Below are 24,519 nucleotides of genomic sequence, written 5' to 3' on the forward strand. Positions count from 1 at the left end.
TTTAATTTTTCTTGTTAATACCTTAGGTACGCTACTGTATTGAAATATTTATTTTGTTCCATGATTCAAAGTTCCATGTTTAAACCAAACTTCTGCATAACTTCCATTTTCGTATTGTTTAGCAATATCACCATGGTAAGTTTCAGAATTGGTAGATTTTCCATTAGCTTGATTATAAGCACCTTGTTTAAAGAATTGTAATTCTCCAGCATAGGCACTATCACGTTCAACACCAACGCGTCGTTTCGACGAATACCATTCTAATACTTGTTGAGGAACATCTGACTCTTTAGCAAAATCTGATTTTAACAAGTTTTTTACAAAAGTTTTTGTTTGATGGCCTTCACTTTTAAAAGTCAAAGTCATTACACCTTTATGTACATTAACTTCATAGCTAAATTCTTCGCCTAATGTTATACCGTCAGTGGGTTCTTCTGGATAAATATCTACTCCTTTGCCAAGCACAGAAAAATCATGTCCCCAAACCGCAGTAGAAAAATCCCAGCGGCCATCATTATCACCTTCTGTATTGATTTCATAATTCCAAAAAACAGAGCCTTTGTTGTGTCCTGGAAATTTCTTGTAATAGATTTTTAAAGGTTCATTTTCATGTCCTTCGTCACTGTGTATTTGCCCAACAACGACAGAATAAGATGAGCGAGCATTGGCGTCACCAGTTGTTGACACATGCATTACTTTAAGAGAACCTGTTAGTTTACCACCTTCTTCTGGTATCCAACGACGTTTTTCACCTAACTCAGTTCTAGTGTTGCTTGAATTTGGCGAAGTTATTCCTGAATTTGGAGTCTTATAAACTACCCAATTGGTTTCTCCATCTTTTTCAACATAAAAGAAACCTTCTTTTTCATAGTTAATCAGCGAATCAGAACGAGTACCATCTCCTAAAAGGATTTGCCATTTATCCATAAATGGTATGACGTCATTCGGATACGTTACTTTTTGTGTCTCTTCTGATAAATCAGCTGCCTTTGTTTTATGCTTGCAGGCATTGAAAACTGAAATGAAGCTTATTAATAAAAATATATGGAATATAGCTTTAATAGCTTTTGTTCTCATTTTATAGTTAATCGTTATTAAGTTTTTTCAAATCTCGACAACATGGAAATCTTCTACGATACAATTACCTATTAATAGCTCCAGATGTGTCACCTTCCATTAAGTTTTGCACGTTCTCAAGTGAAACCGTATTTACGTCTCCTGGCACTGTGTGTTTTAAGGCGCATGCTGCTGATGCAAAATCCATAGCTTGTTCATCTTCAAAGTGTAACAAACCGTATATAAGACCCGCTGCAAAGGCATCTCCTGTTCCAACGCGATCTATAATGTGGGTGATATTTAACATATCCGTTTTTATATACTTTTTACCATTCCACAATTTACCTTGAATTTGATGGTGGGAAGCACTTATGGTTCTTCTAGTTTTTTTGACTACTTTTTTAATATTGGGATAAACATCAATTAGCTTTTTAGCTAAAAATTGAAATTTATCATCTGGCTCACCTATTCCAAACATGTCTCTAATACCACGACTACTTGTAATCACAACATCACAATGCTCAACCAATAGAGGTATAACCTCTTGCATTGTTTTGCCATATTTCCACATGTTACTTCTGGAATTAATGTCTCCAGAAACAGTTATACCCATTTTGTTCGCTGTTTTAATAGCATCTAAGCAGCATTGGGCAGCTCCATCCGAAATAGCAGGTGTTATTCCTGTCCAATGAAACCAATCGGCATCCTTGAGAACTTCTTCCCAATTAACCATGGCAGGTTCAATTAACGAAAAAGCAGACCCCTCTCTTTCATAAATAACCTCACTGGGTCTATGCACGGCTCCTTTCTCTAAGAAGTATTTGCCTATCATGTCATCACCATAAATGACATGTTCAGTGCTTAACCAGTGTTTACGTAAAAATTGGGCAGCTGCTTTTCCTAGGGCATTATCTGGAAAACGAGTAATGTGAGCCGCTTTCATACCTAAATAAGCGCATGAAATTGCCACATTAGCTTCACCGCCTCCATAAACCAGTTCGAAGGATGAAGCCTGAGAAAATTTTTCATATCCCGGAGGTGACAAACGCATCATGACCTCACCAAATGTTATCACTTTTTTAGCCATATTGCCTAATACATCAATTTCAATTTCAAATTTTCTTCAACCACTATTTTACCCGAATTAGAAATAGTGTTGTTTGCATGAGAATTATTTTTAGCACCCCAAAGTAGGGCTACCAATTTTACCTGATTGTTTTTAAAAGTATTGTTAGAAATATCCACGTTAATAATACCTCTAGTGTTAATTAAGATACCATTTTGTTCTTTAGCACCACAATTTGTAAAAGAACTATTTCTTAAGATAAGATTACCTCCTATGGTAGACTCATCATATCCACCACGGTAGTAATCAATAACGTTTTGATTGACATTGGAAAAATGGCAGTTTTCTATAGTTAGATATTCTGTATTGTAGTCTCCTCTATCGTTGGTTTCTTCAGATAATTTTAAGCCATTTTTACAATTGGAAATAGATGTATTCTTAAACGTGATTCGTTCAGCAAACGATTGCTTGTAGGCTTTTAAGGCGAATTTGAAGTTACTTATTTCACATTGTGCAACTTTCAGTCCAAAATGAGTGTACATATTTTCCTTTAATGAAGCAAAAGCATGTTGTGTTCCTTTACCTTTTAGAATAACGCCTTCTATCTTTAAGAAACCTTTGGGATGCAATTGGAATAAAGGTGTGTCTTCTATTCCAGAAAATATGATTTCAGCCTTACCATCACCAAGCGTTTTAATTGTAAGTTGCTTGTCTATTAGAATAGATTCGTTGACTTGATAAGGAACTGGATCCAAAGTAATAATATCACCATTTTCAGCTTCATCTATTTTGGCTTGAAAATCATCATTGATGGCTACCTTTATTGTTTTAGGTTCTTTATCCTTAACTTCATCAGAATACCATCTTGGACCATATTTGGATTTATCCAAGATTGAAGGGGTTATACCGTTGGTGTTTACCACGGCACCAATACTATTGTTGGAGCTTCTTGAATTTCCAAAGAGATCTTTTGTTATTTTTTCAAACTCAAATCCTTGATAGGGTTCTATTTCAAAACTTGATGAAGGTATCCAAATATGTTCTGCAATTTCACTTAACTTAAAACCGACTTCCTGAAGACCTTCTTGGATTTCAAATGCTACCCCCTGATTATTTATGATATTGTTTTTAAATGCTACCCCATCAGCTTTATCGTGTTCTACAATTGGTGAATTATCACCTATTTCGTTATAAAGAATGTTGTTAGCGACCAAAGTTCTTAACGGTCGCGCTGAACGTATTTCTGATGCTGGTAATACATCTTTTTGCGCTAAATTTTGCCCGACCCCAAATTGCCATGGCGAATCACAATTAATGTAAGTGTTATATGCCACTACTACATCGGTTACCTGATTGTACCTGTTTTGAGGGGATTTAGGGATGCCGTTCATAACTGCCAGCGGACTTCTAAAACTCTTGCCTTTTAGATTATAGAAGTAATTATTTGTTACCCAATGACCAGTATTAATAATCCTGATGCCACCAATGTTTTCATTTTCCCCATCACCTATAAAGTAATTGCCATCTATGGTACAATAATTTCCATGTCTTGTAACCAAAGACCCTTCACTCTTATAAAACACATTATTTCGAAATTCGTTGAAATTGGTTTTGCTAGATATTATTTCAACTTCTCCGTTACATTCTTCGAATAAGTTGTTTGCTACTAAGGTATAACTAGGAGACATTGAAGAATAACTATCTCCAATCTGAATGGTTTCACCACTGGCGCCACCTTTTGGAGGTCTAGGCCCGAAATGATTATTAATTATTTGATGATAATTGTTAATATGTTCATTCCCTTTTAAATCTACACGAATAGTTGGTCCGCGATTAGTCTTCCCCTCAATGTAACAATTACTTAATGTATTATGCCTCCCCCAGAATTGAATCCAACGGTCCGCATCATCTCGTGTCATTTTGTTAAAATCCTCTATAACACTGTTAGTGAAAGTACAATGGTTGCCAATGGTTTCTTTATCGACCCTAAAAATTACCACAGCTTCACTGGGCGAGTAGCCGTTTCTATAATGTAAACCATCAACAATAAGATATTGACCGCCAAATTTTAAATCTGAAACACCTTCTACAAATACTTTACCGGGAGTTTCAGCCTTTATTGTAATAGGTTGTTTTTCTGTTCCGTTGGCAATAAACTTTATTTGAAGGTCTTTCCATATTCCGTCGGCCAATGCAATAACATCTCCAGGCTGTGCTTTACTAATTGCTGTTTCTAATTCAGCAACATTATTTACCAAAACTACACTGCCAATAGTTGTATTATTGCATGACACAAGGCAAAAGCTTGTAAAAAGAAACAGAAAAAGAGATTTCATGGGTCTTTTAAATTTTAATTTAAGGTAAGGAATAAAAGAAAGCCTTTATACGTTAGATAAAGACTTTCTGCCTATTAAAAAATCAACTAAACTATTCAACTAAAATTTTTCTATTAAAACTACCATCTTCTGTGGCAATATTTAATAAGTACATTCCTGAGCTTAAATGAGAGATATTTATTTTATTATTTGTTAATCCTCTTTGAGACAAAACTTCTTTCCCAAGGAAATCATAAATCTTTAGAGAAGATACCTCGATGTTATTTAAATCTATGTTCAAAATGCCTTTAACAGGATTAGGATAGACTCTTAATTTAGACGCAATATTATCTTCTGTTGAAAGCGCACTAAAACTAACATTAACTTCTCCATAAGTCAATCCACCGAAATCACTAAGATTATTGTTTGTTAATTGAGCACTGGGAATGTTCCTAGTTCCTGTGCCGCTAAATTTGTAATCAGGATAAGAACGTGAATTTAAACGACCCGCCATCCAATCATCATTGGTATCAATACCGTCGGCACTACAGGCAAAACCCGTTGAAGTTCCTTGTCTAGCTATCCACATAGGATATTGATTAAGAGTAACAATCGAAGGCGATAAGGAGCTGTCATAATGAAGCACTGTTGGACTTTCTGAACCATCTAATATTTCTACAAAAATAACTTTACCATACGCAAATTCCCCTACTTCACCACTTCCTGTTGAGATATCATCATCATCTAGAAGACTTACAGAGTCATAAATTGTCCATGACAATGCTGCGCCATCCAGAACACCATCTTCATTTGAGTCTACTATCTCATCTTTAGGATTTCCAGCAGTTGATTTCACAATCATGTATGTAGAACTTTGATCATTTATACTACCATCATAACCAATATCTGGACTTTTAGATACACTATTAAATTTATCTAATTCAAAATGTCCGCTTCCTTCATCTACCCAAGCCGGTATTCCAGTTAAAGCTATTGTAACAACAGTAGCATTAGAGGAAGCTAAGGCTGTGTCATAAGGGTTAGTAATGGTTACTCCACTAATATCGGTAGAACCATCCGAATCTAAAGACCCAGTATCAAAAGTCATATTTGCAACAATTGACAAAATCCCATTACTTCCAAATTGCAATCCACTTAGATTTACAGCGTCTCTAACTTTACCTATATTACTTCCAACGTCGCTATCATCGCCATCGCCATCAATAACAATAAAATATACATCATTATCTATTGTAGCATTTGGTGTTCCTCTAAATTCAAAATATTCGATACAATCATCAACAGCATATTCAAAATCTGCTACTAAAGGAGTATCCGTATAATCATTAAATAAACCTGAGTTATTCGGTGGACTAGGAATAATTTCGCTAATGAAATAAGTTGAATGGTCATAGGTTTGCGAAAATCCTAGAATTCCCATAATTAACATCAGTAATAAAAGTAATTTTGTTTTCATAATGGCTTAATTTAGTTAGTGTTTTTGGTTTTCCAAACTGGTAAACTAAATTGGTTAACCAGTTTGGTTTTCCAAAAATACAAATATTTGTTGAATAACCAAATATTTTAAAAACTGATTGTTATGCTAAAGCATTTGTACTTTAAGTATTTCCTTATTTAGGTTCAACATAATAAAAAGAACAAAAAAGTTTAGGAGATAGTTATTTAAAAAAAAACTAAGATGTAGTTGTTAGTAGTATCAAAACACAAACGATAAAAGGTGTAGAGATACAAAATTTATAAAATCAGAAACAGTAAAGATTGGAATTTAATCACAAAAAAATCATTAAAAAAATAATAAGATTGTTATTAACCTCATTATGCGATTTTTTATTTAAGAAGCTTGGGCGAGTATAATAATGAAAACTATTTAGCGACTAGACTACTATTAGATTCCATTTTTTAATATAATCATAAAAAAAAGCCCGACATAAAATGTCGAGCTTTTTTGTTTTTTGTTGTCGGGGTGGCAGGATTCGAACCTGCGACCTCCGCGTCCCAAACGCGGCGCGATAACCGGGCTACGCTACACCCCGAAAAAATGCGGAGAGACCGGGATTCGAACCCGGGCAGCACTTGCGCGCTGACAGATTAGCAATCTGCTCCATTACCACTCTGGCACCTCTCCTTATTTTCTTTAAGAACCTTTTGCAACTTAATGCAACGCTTAGCAACCAAAAACCTTAGTTGTTCAAGCGGGTGCAAATGTAATTCATACTATGAAAGAACGCAACTATTTTTTTTAATTTTTTTAAAAATTATTCTGGATATTCTACTCGCAAATGGTATATGTTTGCCAGCTTTTGTTTTAACACTTTTTTTATAGCCTGAATTTCCTTGAAAGTTATATCTGCGTTTAAAAATTGTCCCTCTTCAATCTGCTTGCTTATAATATTTTCTACAAACAAATCTATTTTCGTGGACGTAGGTTCCTTTAGGCTTTTTGAAGCTGCTTCCACACTATCGCACATCATTAAAATGGCGGTTTCCTTACTAAATGGTTTTGGACCAGGGTAACTGTAATGCAACTTATCTACTGCGTCGTTTTCCTTCTTTTCCTGCATATAGAAATAATAAACAACACTAGTTCCATGATGTGTTCTAATAAAATCGATGACTCTATCTGGTAAATTATTCTTTCTAGCGATTTCAATACCATTTATAACATGATCGACTATTATCTTGGCACTTTCCCTTGAAGATAATTCATCATGCGGATTGATACCTGTAGATTGATTTTCGGTAAAATACGTTGGGTTCTTCATTTTACCTATATCATGATAGAGCGCACCTACCCTAACCAACATAGCATTAGCACCAACTTCATTAGCAGATGCCTCTGCCAGATTAGCCACATTTAATGAGTGATGAAAAGTTCCCGGAGCTACATTGGACAACTGTTTAAGTAATTTAGAATTCGTATCTGATAGCTCCAAAAGAGACACATCGGAAACCAAGCCAAACAGCTTCTCGTAAGCATAAATTAATGGTTGTACAAAAAGTGTAGCTAGACCACAGAGAATAAACCAAATAAAGATTTCCCATTTAAGTGTTTCGATACTACCCTCGTGAATAACAAAGAATGCAAAATAGGCAATTATGTATACTAGTGTAATCTGTCCAACAGAGATAAAAAGATTGGCACGCTTATAAAGTTCAGATACTGTTAAAATCGTTACGATACCTGCAATAATTTGTAGGAACATATACTCGTAACTATTTGGCACTACAAAACCTAAAAGTAGTACCGTAAGTACATGTGTAAACAAACCCAATCTAGCATCGAAAAAAGCTTTTAAAACTAATGGCAGCACACATATAGGGACTACATAAATGAATTTTGGATTGTAGTTAACAACGAAAGTGGTAATGAAAATTAATAAAAGTATATTAAAGAATATAAAGGTAACCTTGGTATTGTTTTCATAAACTTCTGTTCTATATTTCCTTAAAAAAAGAAGTAACATTAACATGGCCAACGATACCAGTAGCGAATAAGCAAACAGCACCAAGTTGTAGTTTGACTCATTCCAAACTTGAGACTCATATTCAGATTGCAGGGATTTTAACTTCTGAAACTTATCCCCCTCTACTACTTCTCCTTTGGATATTATGAGGGTCCCCTTAACAACGCTCCCGCGTGCAAGCGAAACTTTATCTAATTCTTCCTTGGCAACTTTTTCAGTAAAGGACTTATTAAACGTTAAATTAGGTTCAATTAAATCGAAAAACACCGAGGTTAAGCCTTTCTTGTAGTCCAATAAGTTGGCCTTTTTTAGCTCTTTTTCTAAAATTGAAGATACGTCGCTTAGCTTTATCAAGTTTGAATAAAATGCATCCTTAGTCTTAACATTGCCATCCAGTATTGCAATTGGTCTATTTGTAGGAAAATCGTAATTCTCATTAAGGATACCGAAAACGTAAAGTTGATTTATTATATCTGCCCCAGTGTTTTTAAGGTTTTTTATAAGATCTAACTCAAGAGAGTCTTGATATACCGAAGCGAACAGCTCTTCATATCTGAGTTTAATTTTGTCAGCAATACTATTATCAAGGGTAAAATAAAGCACTGAGCTTTCTTCTATAGCCTGCTTTTCTGCTTCAATTTCCAGATCAGTTTTTTTTATGGCAAAATCGAATGGTGCCTGTAAATCTTCAGATTGCCAGGGCTTACCCTTTTCAAAGTCATACTTAAATTTTCCACTCTTTGGAAAAAAATAAACGATTAAAAAAGTTGTCGCTATAAATAAAAACGCCTTGTAAATAAGCGAGTGGTTTTTGTATAGTCTATTTATAAAATCTTTCAATCGTATAGAATTTATTAAAGCAATGCGTTAAGGTATTCAAATGTAATGAATTCTTAGGTTTTTAGTTTTTTATCTTTAATGAAACATCTTTAAATCTGTCAAAATTGATTATTTTCGTTTTCAGTATATCTAACAAGTAATTAATGAATAGAGAAGTAGTCATTGTATCTGCTGTGAGAACGCCAATTGGCAGCTTTCTGGGTGCCTTATCAAAAGTTCCTGCTCCTCAATTAGGTGCCATTGCCATAAAAGGGGCCTTGGAAAAGATAAACCTAAAAGGAGAAATGGTAGAGGAAGTTTTAATGGGCAACGTGCTACAAGCTGGCACAGGGCAAGCCCCAGCAAGACAAGCGGCTATTCATGCCGGGATTCCTGATAGCGTACCCTGTACTACCGTAAATAAGGTCTGTGCCTCTGGAATGAAAGCAGTAATATTGGCAGCTCAAAGTATTGCACTTGGAGATAACAATATTGTAGTTGCTGGTGGTATGGAAAACATGAGCTTGACCCCACACTACATTTCTACAAGAATGGGAACAAAATTTGGTCCTACCAGCATAATAGATGGCATACAAAAAGATGGTTTAATCGATTCTTATGATGGAAACCTTATGGGAGTTTGTGCCGATTCTTGTGCTTCGGAGTATAATTTTTCCAGAGAGGATCAAGATACTTTCGCCATACAATCATATAAGCGTTCATCTAAGGCATGGAAAGAAGGCAAATTTGAAAATGAAGTAGTCCCAGTAGAGGTACCTCAACGACGGGGAGAACCCTTAATAGTTAATGAAGATGAAGAATTCAAAAGTGTTAACATCGACAAAATTCCCCAATTAAGACCTGCTTTTACTAAAGACGGTACCGTTACAGCTGCAAATGCATCAACGATTAATGATGGTGCTGCAGCAGTAGTTTTAATGAGTAAAGAAAAAGCTAACGAACTAGGAATAAAACCTCTAGCCATTATAAAAAGTTATGCCGATGCTGCGCAACAACCAGAATGGTTTACCACAGCTCCTGCTAAAGCATTACCACTAGCCTTAAGTAAAGCACAGATCAATTTAGAAGATGTGGATTTTTTCGAGTTAAACGAAGCTTTTTCGGTTGTTGGACTAGCAAATATGAAGATTCTAGGTTTAAATGACTCTAAAGTAAATGTAAACGGAGGTGCAGTGTCTTTAGGCCACCCACTTGGGTGTTCAGGAACTAGAATCATCGTTACGCTATTAAGCATACTAAAACAGCGTGACGCCAAGATTGGAGCAGCAGCCATTTGCAATGGTGGCGGAGGAGCTTCTGCAATTGTTTTAGAAAGAATTTAAATCGATTAAATGCAGTACGGAATTTGTAGTTTAAGTATAGTGCCCCTTAGGGGCGAACCTGCCAATACTAGCGAACTCGTTACCCAAGTACTTTATGGTGACCATTTTAAAGTTTTAGAACAACGTAAAAATTGGAGTAAAGTTAGATTGGCTTTCGATAAATATGAAGGTTGGATTGACAATAAACAGTATCAGGAGATTTCCCAAGATCAATATAAAGCACTTGATAAAGACACCCCTAGGCTCTCTAACGATTTGGTAGAGTTTGTCCAAAATTCCAGGGGTCAATTACACCCAATATTATTAGGTTCATCCCTAAATGCATTATCTATATTAAAACACTCTTATGATGGCAATATTATTGACGGAAAAACAGATAAAAAAAACATAATAAAAACAGCTTTCTTGTATTTAGGAACACCTTATTTGTGGGGAGGTAAAACCCCATTCGGGATAGATTGTTCTGGTTTTACACAAATGGTCTACAAACTCAATGGATATAAACTACTAAGAGATGCATCTCAACAAGCCACACAAGGCGAGGCCTTAAGCTTCATAGAGGAAAGTGAACCTGGTGATCTTGCATTTTTCGATAATAGCGAGGGTATAATAACCCATGTCGGCTTAATTATGAAAGACAACTATATCATACATGCTCATGGCGAGGTAAGAATAGATAGGTTAGATCATTCAGGAATATATAATGTCGATAAGAAGATACACACCCATAAGTTAAGAGTCATCAAAAAGGTTATATAAACCTTATAAAAAAGGTTGATAGAAATTCTATCAACCTTTTTTTTATTAAGTATGTTATGAAAGTTTAGTTAGCCGACTCTAACTCTTCAACTTTAGCTTTCATTGCTTTGTATTTATCGGTCTCACCCAAAATACTGTATATATTCATGAGTGTTTTAGCAGCATTCAAACTCTTAGCATCAATTTCTAGTGCTTTTGATAGATAAGGAATAGCGTCTCTATAAATACCCTGTCTTTGTTCTCTTAACTCTTCGTAACGCTTATCATCAGCAGCCGAAGTACCAAGACCATTCATTTCTTCGATAATTGCACCCTCTTTAGAAAGAATTAATGCAGATAAATTAATATAAGCATTGATGTAATCAGGCTTTATCTCTATAGCTCTTTCGTAGTATTGCTTGGCCTTTTCCTTTTCATCAGAATCGGCAGCAATAACACCAAGATTGTACTGTAACTCAGCATTATCTGGAGCCATAGCGGTTGCCTCTTCCAAAAGGGCCTTAAACTTTTCGGTGTTACCCATTTTAAAATGAACATTAGCCTCAGACAACAATAAATTTACATCATCTGGACTTTCTGCCCTGGCATCCTTCATAGCCTCAATAGCCTTTTCATTATCACCTTGGCTAACATAAATAAGCGCTATATTCTTAACAATCTCAGGTTTTTTGGATTCTGAAAGTTTTTCTGAGGGATCTTTATGTGTTTTTGTCTTTACAGAAAGATCACGCATTTGTTTATTGGTAAAAAGGTCTTCTTGTCCCGTTTCATTGTTAACAGCATAATACTGAGTAGCTTTACCGGTAAAACCTAAGGCTTTAAGTTGCTCATAAATACCCAATGCACGGTCATATTCTTGAACGCTAACAGCAGTTGCTGCTGCGTAATAAAGGAATAGTGTATCTTTTTTAGTAACATTGTAAGCATTTTCAAAGTACTTCGAAGCTTTGGAATAATCTTTAGCTTCATAGGCTTTATTACCCTCTGTTAAAAGACTATTTGAGATTTCCTGTTTTAATTTCTTTTTTTCTTCTTTATAAGTGCTTTTTACCTTTTTTAAACTCGCAAGGGCTACTTTATAATCTTTTAGCTTACCCTTTCCTCCAGAATAAAACGCTTGAGCTTTCAAATAATGATATTTCTCTTTAGACTTATCATCCATTGCATCCATAAAAGCTTCGGCTTGTGTTAATGCGGTCTTTGCTTCGGAAAAATTGGCTCCTTTAATAGCTTTTTCTGCAGCTTTTAACTCTTTTTTTTGAGCAAAAGAAAAACTGCAAATTGCAAATGTTAAAGCTATAAAAATTTGTTTCTTCATTTTAAATTCTATTAAATTAATTATCAGTGTTATCGTTATTTAGATTATTATCAAGAGTTGTGCCATCTTCAGAACCTCCTTTATTATCGGCACTTTCGATAGCTTCTGCGCCTTCAGCATTGTCTACATCATCTTCATCATGCATTACTTTTGCAACTGCCGCTATTGAGTCTGAATTTTTTAAATTTATCAACTTCACACCTTGAGTTGCTCTTCCCATGGTTCTAAGATTGGCCATCTCTAACCTAATGGCAATACCAGATTTATTGATAATCATTAAATCATCATTATCCGTTACCGTTTTAATAGCAACTAAGCTTCCCGTCTTTTCTGTGACAGAAATCGTTTTTACACCTTTCCCGCCTCTGTTCGTAATTCTGTATACTGCCTCTCCATCTTCTGGGTCATCAATGTAGGTTCGTTTTCCATAACCATTTTCAGATACTACAAGTACCGTTTGTTCCTGAGGGTTTTCTACAGTAACCATACCTATTACCTCATCTTTAGGCCCCGCCAAGGTTATACCCCTAACACCTGATGCACCACGCCCCATAGGTCTGGTTTTTGCTTCCTCAAAACGAATGGCCTTTCCAGACTTAAGTGCCAGCATTACTTCGCTATCACCAGTGGTTAATTTTGCTTCTAAAAGCTCATCGCCATCTTTTATTGTTATAGCATTAATACCATTCGTCCTTGGACGAGAATACTGCTCTAAAGACGTCTTTTTAACCTGACCGTTCTTGGTAGCCATAATCACGTAATGGCTATTGATATAGTCTGTATCCTTTAAATCCTGTGTACAGATGAACGCTTTTACCTTATCATCTTGTTCAATATTTATAAGATTTTGTATGGCGCGCCCTTTGGAGGTTTTACTTCCTTCAGGAATTTCATAAACACGCATCCAGAAACACTTACCTTTTTGAGTAAAGAACAACATATATTGATGATTTGTGCCAACAAATAAGTGTTCTAAGAAATCCTCATTTCGAGTGGTAGAGGCTTTTTGCCCAACGCCTCCTCTGTTTTGGGTTTTATACTCTGTTAAAGAAGTACGCTTAATGTAACCTGCATGTGAAATTGTGATAACCACTTTTTCATTAGGAATCATATCTTCGATACTCAAATCTCCACCAGCGTATTCTATTGTAGAGCGACGCTCATCACCAAACTTATCTCTAACAACTTCCAACTCTTCTTTTATGATATTCATTCTTCGATCTTTCTTATCAAGAATATCCTTTAAATCTTCGATAGTTTTTAGTAATTCGTCGTATTCTGTACGAAGCTTATCTTGCTCTAGTCCAGTGAGTTGGCGTAACCTCATCTCAACTATTGCTTTAGCTTGAATTTCTGTAAGCTTAAAGCGTTCCATTAATTTCTCTCTCGCCTCATCTGCATTTGAAGATGCTCTTATAAGTGCAATAACTTCATCAATATTATCTGAAGCGATTATTAAACCTTCGAGTATATGCGCTCTTTCCTCTGCTTTTCTGAGTTCATACTTGGTTCTTCTAACAACAACTTCATGCCTGTGCTCGACGAAATAATGAATTAAATCCTTTAAGTTTAAAAGTTGCGGCCTACCATTAACTAATGCAATGTTATTTACACTAAATGAGGACTGTAGCGCAGTATATTTAAATAATTTATTTAAAACAATATTAGGAATCGCATCTCGCTTTAAAACATAAACAATACGCATTCCTTTTCTATCGGACTCATCCCTTATCGTTGAAATACCATCTAATTTTTTATCATTGATCAAGTCGGCAGTTTTCTTAATCATATCTGCCTTATTAACTTGATAAGGAATCTCATCGACTATGATACACTCTCTTCCATTAACTTCTTCGATATTTGCTTTGGCACGCATTACAATGCGACCTCTACCAGTATGGAAAGCTTCCTTAACACCATCGTAGCCATATATGGTTCCTCCTGTTGGGAAATCAGGAGCCTTAATGTACTGTATCAGCTCATCTATTTCAATGTCATTATTGTCTATGTAAGCAATAGTACCGTTAACAACCTCGGTAAGATTATGTGGGGGCATGTTTGTTGCCATACCTACGGCAATACCTGATGCACCGTTAACAAGTAGATTAGGAATTCTTGTAGGTAAAACTGTTGGTTCCTGTAAGGTATCATCAAAATTTAATTTATGATCAACCGTCTCCTTTTCTATATCTGCCAACATGTCTTCAGAAATTTTCTGCATACGTGCCTCGGTGTAACGCATCGCTGCAGGGCTATCACCGTCGATAGACCCAAAGTTCCCTTGTCCGTCAACCAATAAATAACGTAGACTCCATTCCTGAGCCATACGTACCATAGTATCATAAACCGACGTATCTCCATGTGGATGATATTTACCTAAAACCTCACCTACTATTCTTGCAGATTTTTTATGTGCCGAATTTGCTCTTACACCCAGTTCGTGCATACCATAGAGCACACGTCTATGAACCGGTTTCAACCCGTCTCTTACATCGGGTAAAGCACGTGACACAATGACCGACATCGAATAATCGATGTAGGCTGATTTCATTTCATCTTCAATGTTAATAGGAATCAATTTTTCTCCTTCTGCCATAAATAAATCTATTTAATTTTAAGAGTTTTTCAAAACATGCTAATATAATTATTTCACTAGTGTCTATAACTGATTAATGTTAGTTTTTTAAGACTATTTATTAACAATTCCGAACCCTTTTTTAGTTAATAAGTAAGTGTATTGATATTTTGATTTTGTGAAGTTTTTTTCGTCAATTAGCGACTAACTGAGAAATTAAGGTATAGTTTTTGCCCTTAGTTAACTATTATTAGTATTTTTAATGCAGAAAGCGGTTTATTATGGATGATAATTTTTCACCAAGAGTAAAAGATGTAATTGCCTATAGCAAAGAGGAAGCATTGCGATTAGGTCATGATTTTATTGGCACTGAGCACCTAATGCTTGGACTATTGCGTGATGGAAACGGGAAAGCTATTAATATATTAAACGCCTTAGATATAGATTTAAACCATTTAAGACGTAAAGTTGAAATATTAAGCCCCGCCAACCCAAACATAGCCATAGCCTCTAACCAAAAAAAGAATTTACACCTTACAAGACAGGCAGAACGTGCTTTGAAAACCACGTTCCTAGAGGCCAAATTATTTCAAAGTACTTCTATTAACACAGCGCATCTACTGCTGTGCATATTAAGGAATGAAAACGACCCCACTACCAAGCTTTTAAATAAGCTAAAAGTTGACTATGATAATGTTAAAGAACAATTCAAACTTATGATTACAAACGATAACGAATACATAGAACCAACATCAGAATCTTTTTCTGATGATACTCCAAACCCAGAAGATGAATCTTCTAAAGATATTTTCAACCCTCCTGCCGGCAAGTCTAATAAAAAGTCGAAAACCCCCGTTCTGGATAATTTTGGACGTGATTTAACGGTTTTGGCTGAAGAAGGTAAGTTAGACCCTGTGGTGGGTAGAGAAAAAGAAATACAGCGTGTTTCTCAGATTTTAAGTAGAAGAAAGAAAAACAACCCGCTTTTAATTGGAGAGCCCGGTGTTGGGAAGTCTGCTATCGCTGAAGGCTTGGCACTTAGAATTGTAAAAAGAAAAGTGTCTAGAATTCTATTCAACAAACGGGTGGTTACTCTAGACCTCGCTAGTTTAGTGGCAGGCACTAAATACCGTGGACAATTCGAAGAGCGTATGAAAGCGGTTATGAACGAGCTTGAGAAGAATGATGACGTTATATTGTTCATAGATGAAATCCATACCATAGTTGGCGCAGGAGGCGCAACAGGAAGCCTAGATGCCTCTAACATGTTTAAACCAGCATTGGCTCGTGGAGAAATTCAATGCATTGGAGCCACCACGCTTGATGAATACAGACAGTATATCGAAAAAGATGGTGCTCTAGAACGTCGCTTCCAAAAAGTTATTGTAGAACCTACAAGCGTTGAAGAAACCATTGAAATCCTCAACAACATAAAAGGAAAATACGAAGAACATCACAATGTAGATTACACACCAGAAGCCATTGAGGCCTGTGTGAAATTAACAAATAGATATATGACTGAACGTTTCTTACCAGACAAAGCAATAGATGCTTTAGATGAAGCTGGTTCGCGTGTTCATATCACCAATATAGATGTGCCTAAACAAATTATCGAGTTAGAAAAACAACTTGAGGAAATTAAGGAAACCAAAAATGCTGTTGTAAGAAAACAAAAGTATGAAGAAGCCGCCAAGCTAAGAGATGACGAAAAACGTCTTGAAAAAGAACTGGCTATAGCACAGGAAAAATGGGAAGAGGATACGAAACAACATCGCGAAATAGTAACCGAAGACAATGTTGCTGATGTTATTTCTATGATGACAGGTATTCCAGTTAACAAAATTGCGCAGACAGAAATCACAAAACTATCGCAGTTACCTAACCTTATCAAAGGAAAGGTAATTGGTCAAGATGAAGCTGTTTCTAAAGTAGTTAAGGCTATTCAACGTAATCGTGCTGGGTTAAAAGACCCCAACAAACCTATTGGTTCTTTTATTTTCTTAGGACAAACTGGTGTTGGTAAAACCCAGTTGGCTAAGGTACTATCAAGAGAGTTATTTGATAGTGAAGACTCCTTGGTTAGAATCGATATGAGTGAGTACATGGAAAAGTTTGCTATTTCAAGATTAATTGGTGCACCTCCAGGTTACGTGGGCTATGAAGAAGGCGGACAATTAACAGAAAAAGTAAGACGTAAACCTTATGCTGTTATTCTTTTAGATGAAATCGAAAAAGCACACCCAGATGTATTTAATATGCTACTTCAAGTACTAGACGACGGTTATTTAACGGATAGTTTGGGCAGAAAAATAGATTTTAGAAACACCATTATTATAATGACTTCTAATATTGGAGCGAGAAAACTAAAAGATTTTGGAACTGGTGTTGGATTTGGAACTGCTGCACAAAAAGCTCAGGAAGATGCAAATGCCAGAAGCGTTATTGAAAATGCTTTAAAGAAATCGTTCGCTCCAGAATTCTTGAATAGAATTGATGATGTGGTTGTTTTCAACGCTCTTGAAAAAGAAGATATAGATAAAATTATCGATATTGAATTAGAAAAGCTATTAGCACGTATCAAAGGGCTTGGTTATATTTTAAAATTAACCAGCGCTGCCAAAGACTACATTGCCGAGAAAGGTTTTGATAAACAATACGGTGCTCGACCGTTAAAGAGAGCCATCCAAAAATATGTTGAAGATGCTTTAGCTGAAGAGATTGTAGCTTCTAACATTCAAGATGGCGATAGCATTAAAATTGATTTAGACAAAGATGCCGATGAACTTAAAATCACAGTAGAAAAATCTGAAAAGCCTACTGAATCTTAGTTTAAACCCAATTAAGTATAAAATAGTCCTACCTTTTTTTAAGCGTAGGACTTTTTTTTTGACAGAACTGTAACAATTTGAATTTACATCAATCTATAATATAAACACTGTTTTTTTTTGACGCCAACCAATCTTAATATTGAAGATCTCATAGCTCAATGTATTTCGGGGAACCAATCCGCGCAATTGGAAGTTTACAACCTCTACTACAAAGCTATGTACAATACCGCGTTAAGAATTGTAAAAAACAATTATGAGGCAGAAGATATCATGCAAGATTCATTTTTAACAGCTTTTACAAAATTAAACACGCTTAAGGATTTATCGATATTTGGAGCTTGGTTAAAAAAAATAGTCGTTAACAATAGTATATACCATTATAAGAAACGGTTAAAAACCAATGAAGTTCCTATTGATGATATGCTTTATAAAATTGATAATTATAGTAACGGATTTGAAAGCAGTCAGGAGTTTACAAGTTTAAGGGCTAAACAAGTACTGGAAACCCTTGAGACCTTAAAAGATAATTACAGAATCACATTAACCCTTAATCTTATTGAAGGTTATGACTATGAAGAAATTGGGGACATATTAAACATTTCACAAGCTAATTGTCGAACAACCATATCAAGAGCTAAAGATAGCCTTAGAAAAAAATTATTGGAGTCTGCACAGGCCTAAAATAGATGTCATGAGTAAAGATAATATAGATACATTATTTAAAAGACTTGAAAACGAGTTTGATATTGAGCAACCTAGCACAAATCATACAGAACGGTTTTTGGATAAATTAAATAATAAACAAAGTAGCATTACGCTAAAAAGGGAAATCAAAAAACAACGGTCTTTCTGGAAACCTTTCTTAAGCATAGCCGCTTCAATACTGCTATTGGTAACATTTACGGTAAACCTTAAAGCTGAAAACGAAAGAGATTTAGCTAGCGTATCCCCTAAAATGGCTGAAACACAAGACTTTTTCTTAGTATCTATTAACGAAGAATTAGATAAGCTAAAGGATGAACAGTCTCCAGAAACTAAAAAATTAATTCAAGACGCTATGAAACGAATTGAAGTTCTGGAGAACGAATATGAATCTCTAAAAACAGATTTAATAGAAAGCGGTGATGACAATCGTGTCATTTATGCAATGATTTCCAACTTTCAAAATAGAATAGACGTCCTTAAAAACACACTTGAACAAGTAAATATCATTAAAGAATTTAAAAATCAATCACATGAAACTAAAAATACCATTTAAGGCACTTCTGGTGTTAATTATGCTCCCAATGTTTGCTTTGGCCTCTGGTGGAGAAGGTAAATACACGAAGAAAAAAACCATTAACAAAGAATTTAATGTTAATGACAATGCCACTCTTAAAATAAACAGCAACTATGGCAATTTAGATGTTGTTACTTGGAAAGAGAATACTATTGCTTTTGAAATTACAATAACAACTTCTGGTAATGATGAAGAAAACGTACAAGAAAAGCTAAACGGCATCACCGTGGAGTTTGATACCTCCCCTAGCCTTGTTTCCGCCAGAACCAAGTTCAACAACAGCAAATCGAATTCTTGGTGGAACTGGAACAAGAAAAACAAAGTCAGTATTAATGTCCACTATTTAGTAAAAATACCCATAACCAATAATGTTGATTTAAATAATGATTATGGTAGCATCAATCTGGATAAACTTAAAGGAAATGCGAAGATAAGCTGTGATTATGGTAAGGTAACTGCAAAAGAGCTTTTGGGCGATGAAAACAGTTTCAACTTCGACTATTCACAAAACTGTTATTTTGAGTATATAAAAAATGGTAAAATAAATGCCGATTACAGTGGTTTCACTATTTCGAAAACAAATACCATCTCCATTAACGCAGATTACTCCAATTCTAAAATAGAATTTGCTGAAAATGTAGATTACAATTGTGATTATGGCAGCTTAAAAATTGACAAAGTCAATACACTTAATGGCAATGGGGATTACTTAACATTAGTAATTGGAGACCTATATCAAAATTTATACTTAAAAGCCGACTATGGCGTAGTTAAAATTGCTCAAATAAATGAGAACACCAAAAATGTTTCTATCGGCGGAGACTATGTTGGCATAAAGCTAGGATACGCGCCAAACTATAATTTCAACTTCGATATCAATCTAGATTATGCATCATTAAATAGTAGTGATTTGGAGTTTCTTTCTAAGAATATTGAATCCACATCAAAACACTACACAGGCTACCATGGAAAACCGTCTTCTGGAAACCTAATCAAAATCAATTCAGACTATGGAAATGTTTCCTTAAACAAAAATTAATTCATCAATCAAAAAACGAACATCAAGAACCATAGAGAGAAAAGTCGCTTAAATAGTGACTTTTTTTATGGTTTCTCTGTTTTAAGAACTCTGTAAAGCAAGAAAACTCCAGACATAAAAAAGAGTATTAAAAATAAAATCGCATTTCGCATGCTTCCAGTTATCTGAGCAACAAAACCATATAAAAACGTCCCTATCACAATACCAATTTTCTCAGCAACATCATAAAAACTAAAGAAGGAAGTGGTATCTGTTGTTTCGGGTAAAAATTTCGAATACGTAGACCTCGAAAGCGCTTGAATGCCACCCATTACTATACCAACAAAACCTGCAGCAATATAAAAATCTGTTGGCGTAATTAAAAAGTAGGCAAAAACACAAATACAAACCCACAACATGTTAATTACAATTAAAGTTTTGATGTTACCAAAGGCTTTAGAAGCTCTTGCGGTAGCATAAGCCCCTAAAACAGCGACTAACTGAATAACCAATATACTCACTATTAAACCTATTGTCCGTTCATCATCAGATCCCCAATCTATTTCTTCTTCGCCAAAATAAGTAGCAATGAGCATAACCGTTTGTACAGCCATACTATAAACAAAAAACGCTACTAAGTAACGCTTTAACTTAGGTTGATTTAATAGTTGATGCCATACTTGTTTAAGCTCTTGAAAACCATTAAAGATGATATTTTTACTATCCGTATTTTCTTTTTTATTGCCTTTAGGTAAATGGAAAAAAGTATATTGACTAAAGAGCATCCACCATGTACCTACAGTGACAAACGAGGCTTTCATGGCTTCTATAGAAGCGCTCCCTTTAGCTTTCTCGGTAGCTTCTTTAATTAAAGTCTCATTTCCTGTTTCTGTGATACTTTCTGGAATGCTGGTATCAAAACCAAAAATATCTGGAAACATGACCATAGCCAGATTAATAACCAACAAGATTACACTACCTATGTAGCCCATCGAAAATCCTTTAGCACTTATTTCATCTTGTTGATGCTCGAAAGCCACATCTGGTAAATACGAATTATTAATGGCAAAACTTACCCAAAACCCTACTAAACCAAAAAAATAGCATAACAAACTAAAGTATATATTATCCAGAGAAAACCAGTATAAACCAATACAGGAAAACCCACCCAAATAACAGAAAAACTTCATGAAGATGCGTTTATTACCTATATAGTCTGCTACCCCTGAAACTAAAGGCGTAACCAAAGCAATAAATACAAAAGCCAAAGAGGTCGTGTAACTAATTAAAGGCGCACGCTCGATTTCGCCTCCAAATACTATTATTTTTTCTATTCCGGCTTTTCTGAATATAGCGCCATAAAAAATAGGGAACACAGCCGAAGCTATGACCAAGCTATACACAGAATTTGCCCAGTCGTAAAAGGCCCAAGCATTGAGTAGTTTTTTACTACCTTTTTCTAATACTTTCATAATAAAAAAGCTGCTCTTTTTTTGAGCAGCTCCTAAATTAATCAAATATTTTTTATAAGAATCAATATTTCCCCAGTGGTTTAAAAGAACTTACACCATACTTTTTAGCTTCTTCTTTAGCCTTAGGAGCTAATGCAGTTAAGTTAGCTATTCTAGTGTCGTTTGAAGGATGTGTACTTAGAAATTCTGGTGGTGCCTGTCCCCCACTTTTAGCTTTCATACGCTTCCATAGTTCGGCTGCTTCGTCTGGGTTATAACCTGCAATAGCCATTAATATAATACCAATCTTATCAGATTCTGTTTCATGACTTCTACTAAAAGGTAACATTACACCCAATTGACTTCCTATTCCATAGGCTTGATTAAACATATTACGCTTTTGTTCATCCTGTATGGCTATATTACCTGCAACAGCTCCAATTTGTTGAAGCATACCAGCACTCATACGTTGTTGACCATGATTAGCTAAAGCATGAGCTACTTCATGCCCCATAATGGCTGCAATAGCAGTTTCATTTTCTGCAACTGGTAAAATACCAGTGTAAAAAACTATTTTTCCTCCAGGCATACACCATGCATTAACCGTATTGTCATTTACCAAATTGTACTCCCATTTGTAATCTTTTAAATATCCCGGATGACCATTGGCATTAAGCCATCTTTCTGCTGCTACTGCTATACGCTGACCTACTCGTTTGATCATTTCTGCATCTCTAGAACCTGTAACAACATTATTATCTGTTAAAAATTGGTCATATTGCGCAAAAGCCATGGGAAACAATTGCGAATTAGGAACTAATGCTATAGTTTTTTTTCCCGTAAAAGGATTCATAGCACAAGCTACACACAAAGCCACTACTCCAATCAGTATTGATATATTTCTTAATTTCATTTTAGTAAGTTTATTTTACATAAAAATACAAAATTGTATTTTCATATCTCTTAGACACTTAAAATTTAAAATAGTCACAATAAAATTAATCAATAACTCAATTAATTCGTTATGAATAAATAATTCTTCCGACTTAAAAAAGAAACACAAAGATGAAAAATATAATTGTCATTATTATCTGTACGCTATTGTTTAATTGTAAATCTTCCGCACAGGATAAAGAGACCAAGAAGGAAGTATTTGAAATTAATAAAACTGAAGCTGAGTGGAAAGAGCAACTATCTGACATGGAATTTTACGTTTTGAGAGAAGCGGGCACTGAACGTCCGTTTTCCAGTGCCCTAAACAAAAACTATAAAGATGGTGTCTACGTTTGTAAAGCCTGTGAAACCCCACTTTTTAAAAGTGAACATAAATTTGACTCTGGTACAGGGTGGCCAAGTTTCGATAGAGAAATTGAAGGTAATGTAGCCTATACTACCGACTATAAAATAGGCTATGCAAGGACCGAAGAACATTGTGCTACTTGCGGCGGACATCTTGGACATGTTTTTAATGATGGCCCTAGAAAGACTACAGGAAAGCGACATTGCATTAACGGCGTATCGTTAAAGTTTATACCTAATAAATAGTTGTTTTTATTAAATGGAAAGCTATTTATCTAGTATTAAAAAACAATTCAACTATTACAAGAGTCTAGGAGACAAAACCATAGAACAACTTAGCTTAGAAGAACTGAGAAAAGAATTCAGTACAGATTCTAATTCTATTGCAATTATAGTTAAACATTTAGCTGGCAACATGCTAAGCCGATGGACTAACTTTTTAACTGAAGACGGAGAGAAAACTTGGAGGAATCGAGATTCTGAATTTGAAGCTGACTATGCCTCAAAAAATGAATTAATTGAACATTGGGACAAAGGCTGGCACTGCCTGTTCGACGCACTTGATAGCATAACCAAAAATGACTTAGAAAGGATCGTTTACATTAGAAATCAAGGACATACCGTAACTGAGGCCATTAATAGGCAATTAGCACACTATTCCTATCATATAGGGCAGATTGTATTTTTAGGCAAATTGATTAAAGGAAATCATTGGCAATCACTTTCCATACCAAAAGGAAAATCAAAAAGCTATAATCAGGAAAAATTTGCAAAAGAGAAATCAAAGAAACATTTTACAGATGACCTATAAAAAAACCTCCTTTAATCAGGAGGTTTTTTTGAGAGTAACAGCCTTTAAATTTTATTTTGCATCGAGAACTTTAGTACTAAAGTAGCCGATAGATCTAATAATCATTCCATCATCATTAAAATCATGAGTGTACATGGCAGGCATTACAATCTTTTTCTTATCAGACTTTCTAATCAGTCTGAAATTCCACCAGGATTGTACGGTCATGCCATCACCTATTTCGTAATGTAGTAAATCTGGATAGCCTACCACATCAATACTTTCAATTTCAAAATTTTCCAGAAAGCCTTTATTTCGCTCTTTAATTTCATCTAATGTTGCCCGTTCACCAACTGGCATTTCCAAACTTCTAAAAGAGGCTTTTTCATCAAAAAAACTGTAGGCTTTTTCTAAATCCATGTTTTCAAAAGCAGCCATCATGATTCTAACTTTGTTGATGTATTCGTGTTGATTATAAAGCGTTCCGTTGGTTCTTTCTGCAAAGCCCGATCTTAATTCGTCGAACACGGTACCATCATCATAAGTAATCATGGTTTCTATTTTATTGTCTTTGTTTACAACAAATAACCTGTGTAGCGGCATATTTAACTTTACCCCCGTTTTATTGTGTACACCTTTTAATTGATCCCAAGTTTGTACCCAAACCTTATCGTCTTTATTATCTTTCTTATAGTGTAATGCGTCTGGGTAAGCCCCTCTAAAACGTTCTAAACTTAAATAAGAAGCATTGTTTACCCAAAAAATGGATTGTCGTAAAGTGGTTGCTTTGTCGGTTCCTTTGGCATCAGGATTAGAGTTCATTCCATTAAAGGCCTTAAAATTGTCGGCCAACAAACTTTTAAGGGTTGTTGTGTCTCCTTTTATAAAGGCTTGTTGAGCTTTTTCTGCCGTTTCAATCGCAGGGTGTTCTAAATAAATAGTACCGTTCTTTTTGGTTTGGGAATGGGAGATACTAAACAATAGTATCATACCCATGATAATCGAATTTTTCATTTTGAATAAATTTTGGTTAGTTATATTCCTTCAATTTACTCAAAATAACTGACAATAGGCAATTCGAATCAATATAAATGATTAAAAATCAATATTATAAATAA

Annotated in this window: 18 protein-coding genes and 2 tRNA genes; 8 read left to right on the forward strand and 12 right to left on the reverse strand. The window is 35.1% G+C overall.

Annotation, left to right across the window (positions count from 1 at the left end):
- Nucleotides 1-48 precede the first annotated feature (48 nt).
- From M0214_RS13625 to M0214_RS13655, 7 genes are all read right to left on the reverse strand, one after another.
- Nucleotides 49-1,077: a polysaccharide lyase family 7 protein gene (locus tag M0214_RS13625; protein ID WP_248723113.1), complete on the reverse strand. Its 1,029-nt coding sequence runs from the start codon at nt 1,075-1,077 to the stop codon at nt 49-51.
- A 64-nt stretch (nt 1,078-1,141) separates the two neighbouring features.
- On the reverse strand, nt 1,142-2,143 hold the full coding sequence (locus M0214_RS13630; protein ID WP_248723114.1) for a sugar kinase: 1,002 nt from the start codon (nt 2,141-2,143) through the stop codon (nt 1,142-1,144).
- Between the two features lie 5 nt (nt 2,144-2,148).
- Entirely contained in the window at nt 2,149-4,458 is a 2,310-nt protein-coding gene (locus M0214_RS13635; RefSeq protein ID WP_248723115.1) for a chondroitinase-B domain-containing protein, read from the reverse strand.
- A 91-nt stretch (nt 4,459-4,549) separates the two neighbouring features.
- Nucleotides 4,550-5,914, reverse strand: coding sequence for a T9SS type A sorting domain-containing protein (locus M0214_RS13640; RefSeq protein ID WP_248723116.1), 1,365 nt, complete (start codon nt 5,912-5,914; stop codon nt 4,550-4,552).
- A gap of 502 nt (nt 5,915-6,416) precedes the next feature.
- Nucleotides 6,417-6,491, reverse strand: a tRNA-Pro gene (locus M0214_RS13645).
- A gap of 8 nt (nt 6,492-6,499) precedes the next feature.
- A tRNA-Ser gene (locus M0214_RS13650) sits at nt 6,500-6,583 on the reverse strand.
- A 130-nt stretch (nt 6,584-6,713) separates the two neighbouring features.
- The gene (locus M0214_RS13655) at nt 6,714-8,762 is read right to left on the reverse strand and encodes an HD family phosphohydrolase (RefSeq protein WP_248723117.1); all 2,049 of its coding nucleotides are present in this window, start codon (nt 8,760-8,762) and stop codon (nt 6,714-6,716) included.
- A gap of 143 nt (nt 8,763-8,905) precedes the next feature.
- On the opposite strand from M0214_RS13655, the gene M0214_RS13660 reads away from it, so the two are divergent.
- Together M0214_RS13660 and M0214_RS13665 are read left to right on the forward strand one after the other, a co-directional pair.
- Nucleotides 8,906-10,084, forward strand: a complete 1,179-nt coding sequence (locus M0214_RS13660) for an acetyl-CoA C-acyltransferase (RefSeq protein WP_248723118.1) — start codon at nt 8,906-8,908, stop codon at nt 10,082-10,084.
- 9 nt (nt 10,085-10,093) lie between these two features.
- Nucleotides 10,094-10,843, forward strand: coding sequence for a C40 family peptidase (locus M0214_RS13665; protein WP_248723119.1), 750 nt, complete (start codon nt 10,094-10,096; stop codon nt 10,841-10,843).
- Nucleotides 10,844-10,907: 64 nt separating this feature from the next.
- On the opposite strand, the gene M0214_RS13670 is transcribed toward M0214_RS13665, so the two are convergent.
- Both M0214_RS13670 and gyrA read right to left on the reverse strand, forming a co-directional pair.
- Complete coding sequence (locus M0214_RS13670; RefSeq protein WP_248723120.1) at nt 10,908-12,161, reverse strand: tetratricopeptide repeat protein; 1,254 nt, start codon at nt 12,159-12,161, stop codon at nt 10,908-10,910.
- A 16-nt stretch (nt 12,162-12,177) separates the two neighbouring features.
- Nucleotides 12,178-14,757 carry a DNA gyrase subunit A gene (gene gyrA, locus M0214_RS13675; RefSeq protein WP_248723121.1) on the reverse strand — a complete coding sequence of 860 codons (2,580 nt, stop codon included), beginning with the start codon at nt 14,755-14,757 and terminating at the stop codon, nt 12,178-12,180.
- A 260-nt stretch (nt 14,758-15,017) separates the two neighbouring features.
- Between gyrA and M0214_RS13680 the strand changes: the two genes are divergently transcribed.
- From M0214_RS13680 to M0214_RS13695, 4 genes are all read left to right on the forward strand, one after another.
- Nucleotides 15,018-17,564 (forward strand): ATP-dependent Clp protease ATP-binding subunit, encoded by a 2,547-nt coding sequence (locus M0214_RS13680; protein ID WP_248723122.1) that lies wholly within the window; start codon nt 15,018-15,020, stop codon nt 17,562-17,564.
- Between the two features lie 117 nt (nt 17,565-17,681).
- Entirely contained in the window at nt 17,682-18,245 is a 564-nt protein-coding gene (locus tag M0214_RS13685; protein ID WP_248723123.1) for an RNA polymerase sigma factor, read from the forward strand.
- Nucleotides 18,246-18,255: 10 nt separating this feature from the next.
- Nucleotides 18,256-18,822, forward strand: coding sequence for a hypothetical protein (locus M0214_RS13690; RefSeq protein ID WP_248723124.1), 567 nt, complete (start codon nt 18,256-18,258; stop codon nt 18,820-18,822).
- Nucleotides 18,800-19,882, forward strand: coding sequence for a hypothetical protein (locus M0214_RS13695; RefSeq protein WP_248723125.1), 1,083 nt, complete (start codon nt 18,800-18,802; stop codon nt 19,880-19,882). Before M0214_RS13690 ends, M0214_RS13695 begins: the two co-directional genes overlap by 23 nt.
- A gap of 65 nt (nt 19,883-19,947) precedes the next feature.
- Here the strand turns inward: M0214_RS13695 and M0214_RS13700 are convergent, their stop codons facing one another.
- Together M0214_RS13700 and M0214_RS13705 are read right to left on the reverse strand one after the other, a co-directional pair.
- Entirely contained in the window at nt 19,948-21,333 is a 1,386-nt protein-coding gene (locus tag M0214_RS13700; RefSeq protein ID WP_248723126.1) for an MFS transporter, read from the reverse strand.
- A 61-nt stretch (nt 21,334-21,394) separates the two neighbouring features.
- Nucleotides 21,395-22,225, reverse strand: a complete 831-nt coding sequence (locus tag M0214_RS13705; protein ID WP_248723127.1) for a M48 family metallopeptidase — start codon at nt 22,223-22,225, stop codon at nt 21,395-21,397.
- A gap of 152 nt (nt 22,226-22,377) precedes the next feature.
- Between M0214_RS13705 and msrB the strand changes: the two genes are divergently transcribed.
- Nucleotides 22,378-22,857 (forward strand): peptide-methionine (R)-S-oxide reductase MsrB, encoded by a 480-nt coding sequence (msrB, locus tag M0214_RS13710; protein WP_248723128.1) that lies wholly within the window; start codon nt 22,378-22,380, stop codon nt 22,855-22,857.
- A 13-nt stretch (nt 22,858-22,870) separates the two neighbouring features.
- Nucleotides 22,871-23,422 carry a DUF1572 family protein gene (locus M0214_RS13715; RefSeq protein ID WP_248723129.1) on the forward strand — a complete coding sequence of 184 codons (552 nt, stop codon included), beginning with the start codon at nt 22,871-22,873 and terminating at the stop codon, nt 23,420-23,422.
- Between the two features lie 51 nt (nt 23,423-23,473).
- On the opposite strand, the gene M0214_RS13720 is transcribed toward M0214_RS13715, so the two are convergent.
- Nucleotides 23,474-24,415, reverse strand: a complete 942-nt coding sequence (locus M0214_RS13720; RefSeq protein WP_248723130.1) for a nuclear transport factor 2 family protein — start codon at nt 24,413-24,415, stop codon at nt 23,474-23,476.
- Nucleotides 24,416-24,519: the final 104 nt, after the last annotated feature.

Source organism: Seonamhaeicola sp. ML3 (assembly GCF_023273855.1).
Lineage (GTDB): Bacteria > Bacteroidota > Bacteroidia > Flavobacteriales > Flavobacteriaceae > Seonamhaeicola.

What these genes read in the sequence shown, in the direction of transcription:
- msrB (WP_248723128.1), top strand. Translation starts at nt 22,378, where the DNA reads ATGAAAAATATAATTGTCATTATTATCTGTACGCTATTGTTTAATTGT.
- M0214_RS13630 (WP_248723114.1), bottom strand. Translation starts at nt 2,143, where the DNA reads ATGGCTAAAAAAGTGATAACATTTGGTGAGGTCATGATGCGTTTGTCA.
- M0214_RS13700 (WP_248723126.1), bottom strand. Translation starts at nt 21,333, where the DNA reads ATGAAAGTATTAGAAAAAGGTAGTAAAAAACTACTCAATGCTTGGGCC.
- M0214_RS13720 (WP_248723130.1), bottom strand. Translation starts at nt 24,415, where the DNA reads ATGAAAAATTCGATTATCATGGGTATGATACTATTGTTTAGTATCTCC.
- M0214_RS13670 (WP_248723120.1), bottom strand. Translation starts at nt 12,161, where the DNA reads ATGAAGAAACAAATTTTTATAGCTTTAACATTTGCAATTTGCAGTTTT.
- M0214_RS13625 (WP_248723113.1), bottom strand. Translation starts at nt 1,077, where the DNA reads ATGAGAACAAAAGCTATTAAAGCTATATTCCATATATTTTTATTAATA.
- M0214_RS13640 (WP_248723116.1), bottom strand. Translation starts at nt 5,914, where the DNA reads ATGAAAACAAAATTACTTTTATTACTGATGTTAATTATGGGAATTCTA.
- M0214_RS13665 (WP_248723119.1), top strand. Translation starts at nt 10,094, where the DNA reads ATGCAGTACGGAATTTGTAGTTTAAGTATAGTGCCCCTTAGGGGCGAA.
- M0214_RS13715 (WP_248723129.1), top strand. Translation starts at nt 22,871, where the DNA reads ATGGAAAGCTATTTATCTAGTATTAAAAAACAATTCAACTATTACAAG.
- M0214_RS13660 (WP_248723118.1), top strand. Translation starts at nt 8,906, where the DNA reads ATGAATAGAGAAGTAGTCATTGTATCTGCTGTGAGAACGCCAATTGGC.
- gyrA (WP_248723121.1), bottom strand. Translation starts at nt 14,757, where the DNA reads ATGGCAGAAGGAGAAAAATTGATTCCTATTAACATTGAAGATGAAATG.
- M0214_RS13680 (WP_248723122.1), top strand. Translation starts at nt 15,018, where the DNA reads ATGGATGATAATTTTTCACCAAGAGTAAAAGATGTAATTGCCTATAGC.
- M0214_RS13690 (WP_248723124.1), top strand. Translation starts at nt 18,256, where the DNA reads ATGAGTAAAGATAATATAGATACATTATTTAAAAGACTTGAAAACGAG.
- M0214_RS13635 (WP_248723115.1), bottom strand. Translation starts at nt 4,458, where the DNA reads ATGAAATCTCTTTTTCTGTTTCTTTTTACAAGCTTTTGCCTTGTGTCA.
- M0214_RS13695 (WP_248723125.1), top strand. Translation starts at nt 18,800, where the DNA reads ATGAAACTAAAAATACCATTTAAGGCACTTCTGGTGTTAATTATGCTC.
- M0214_RS13705 (WP_248723127.1), bottom strand. Translation starts at nt 22,225, where the DNA reads ATGAAATTAAGAAATATATCAATACTGATTGGAGTAGTGGCTTTGTGT.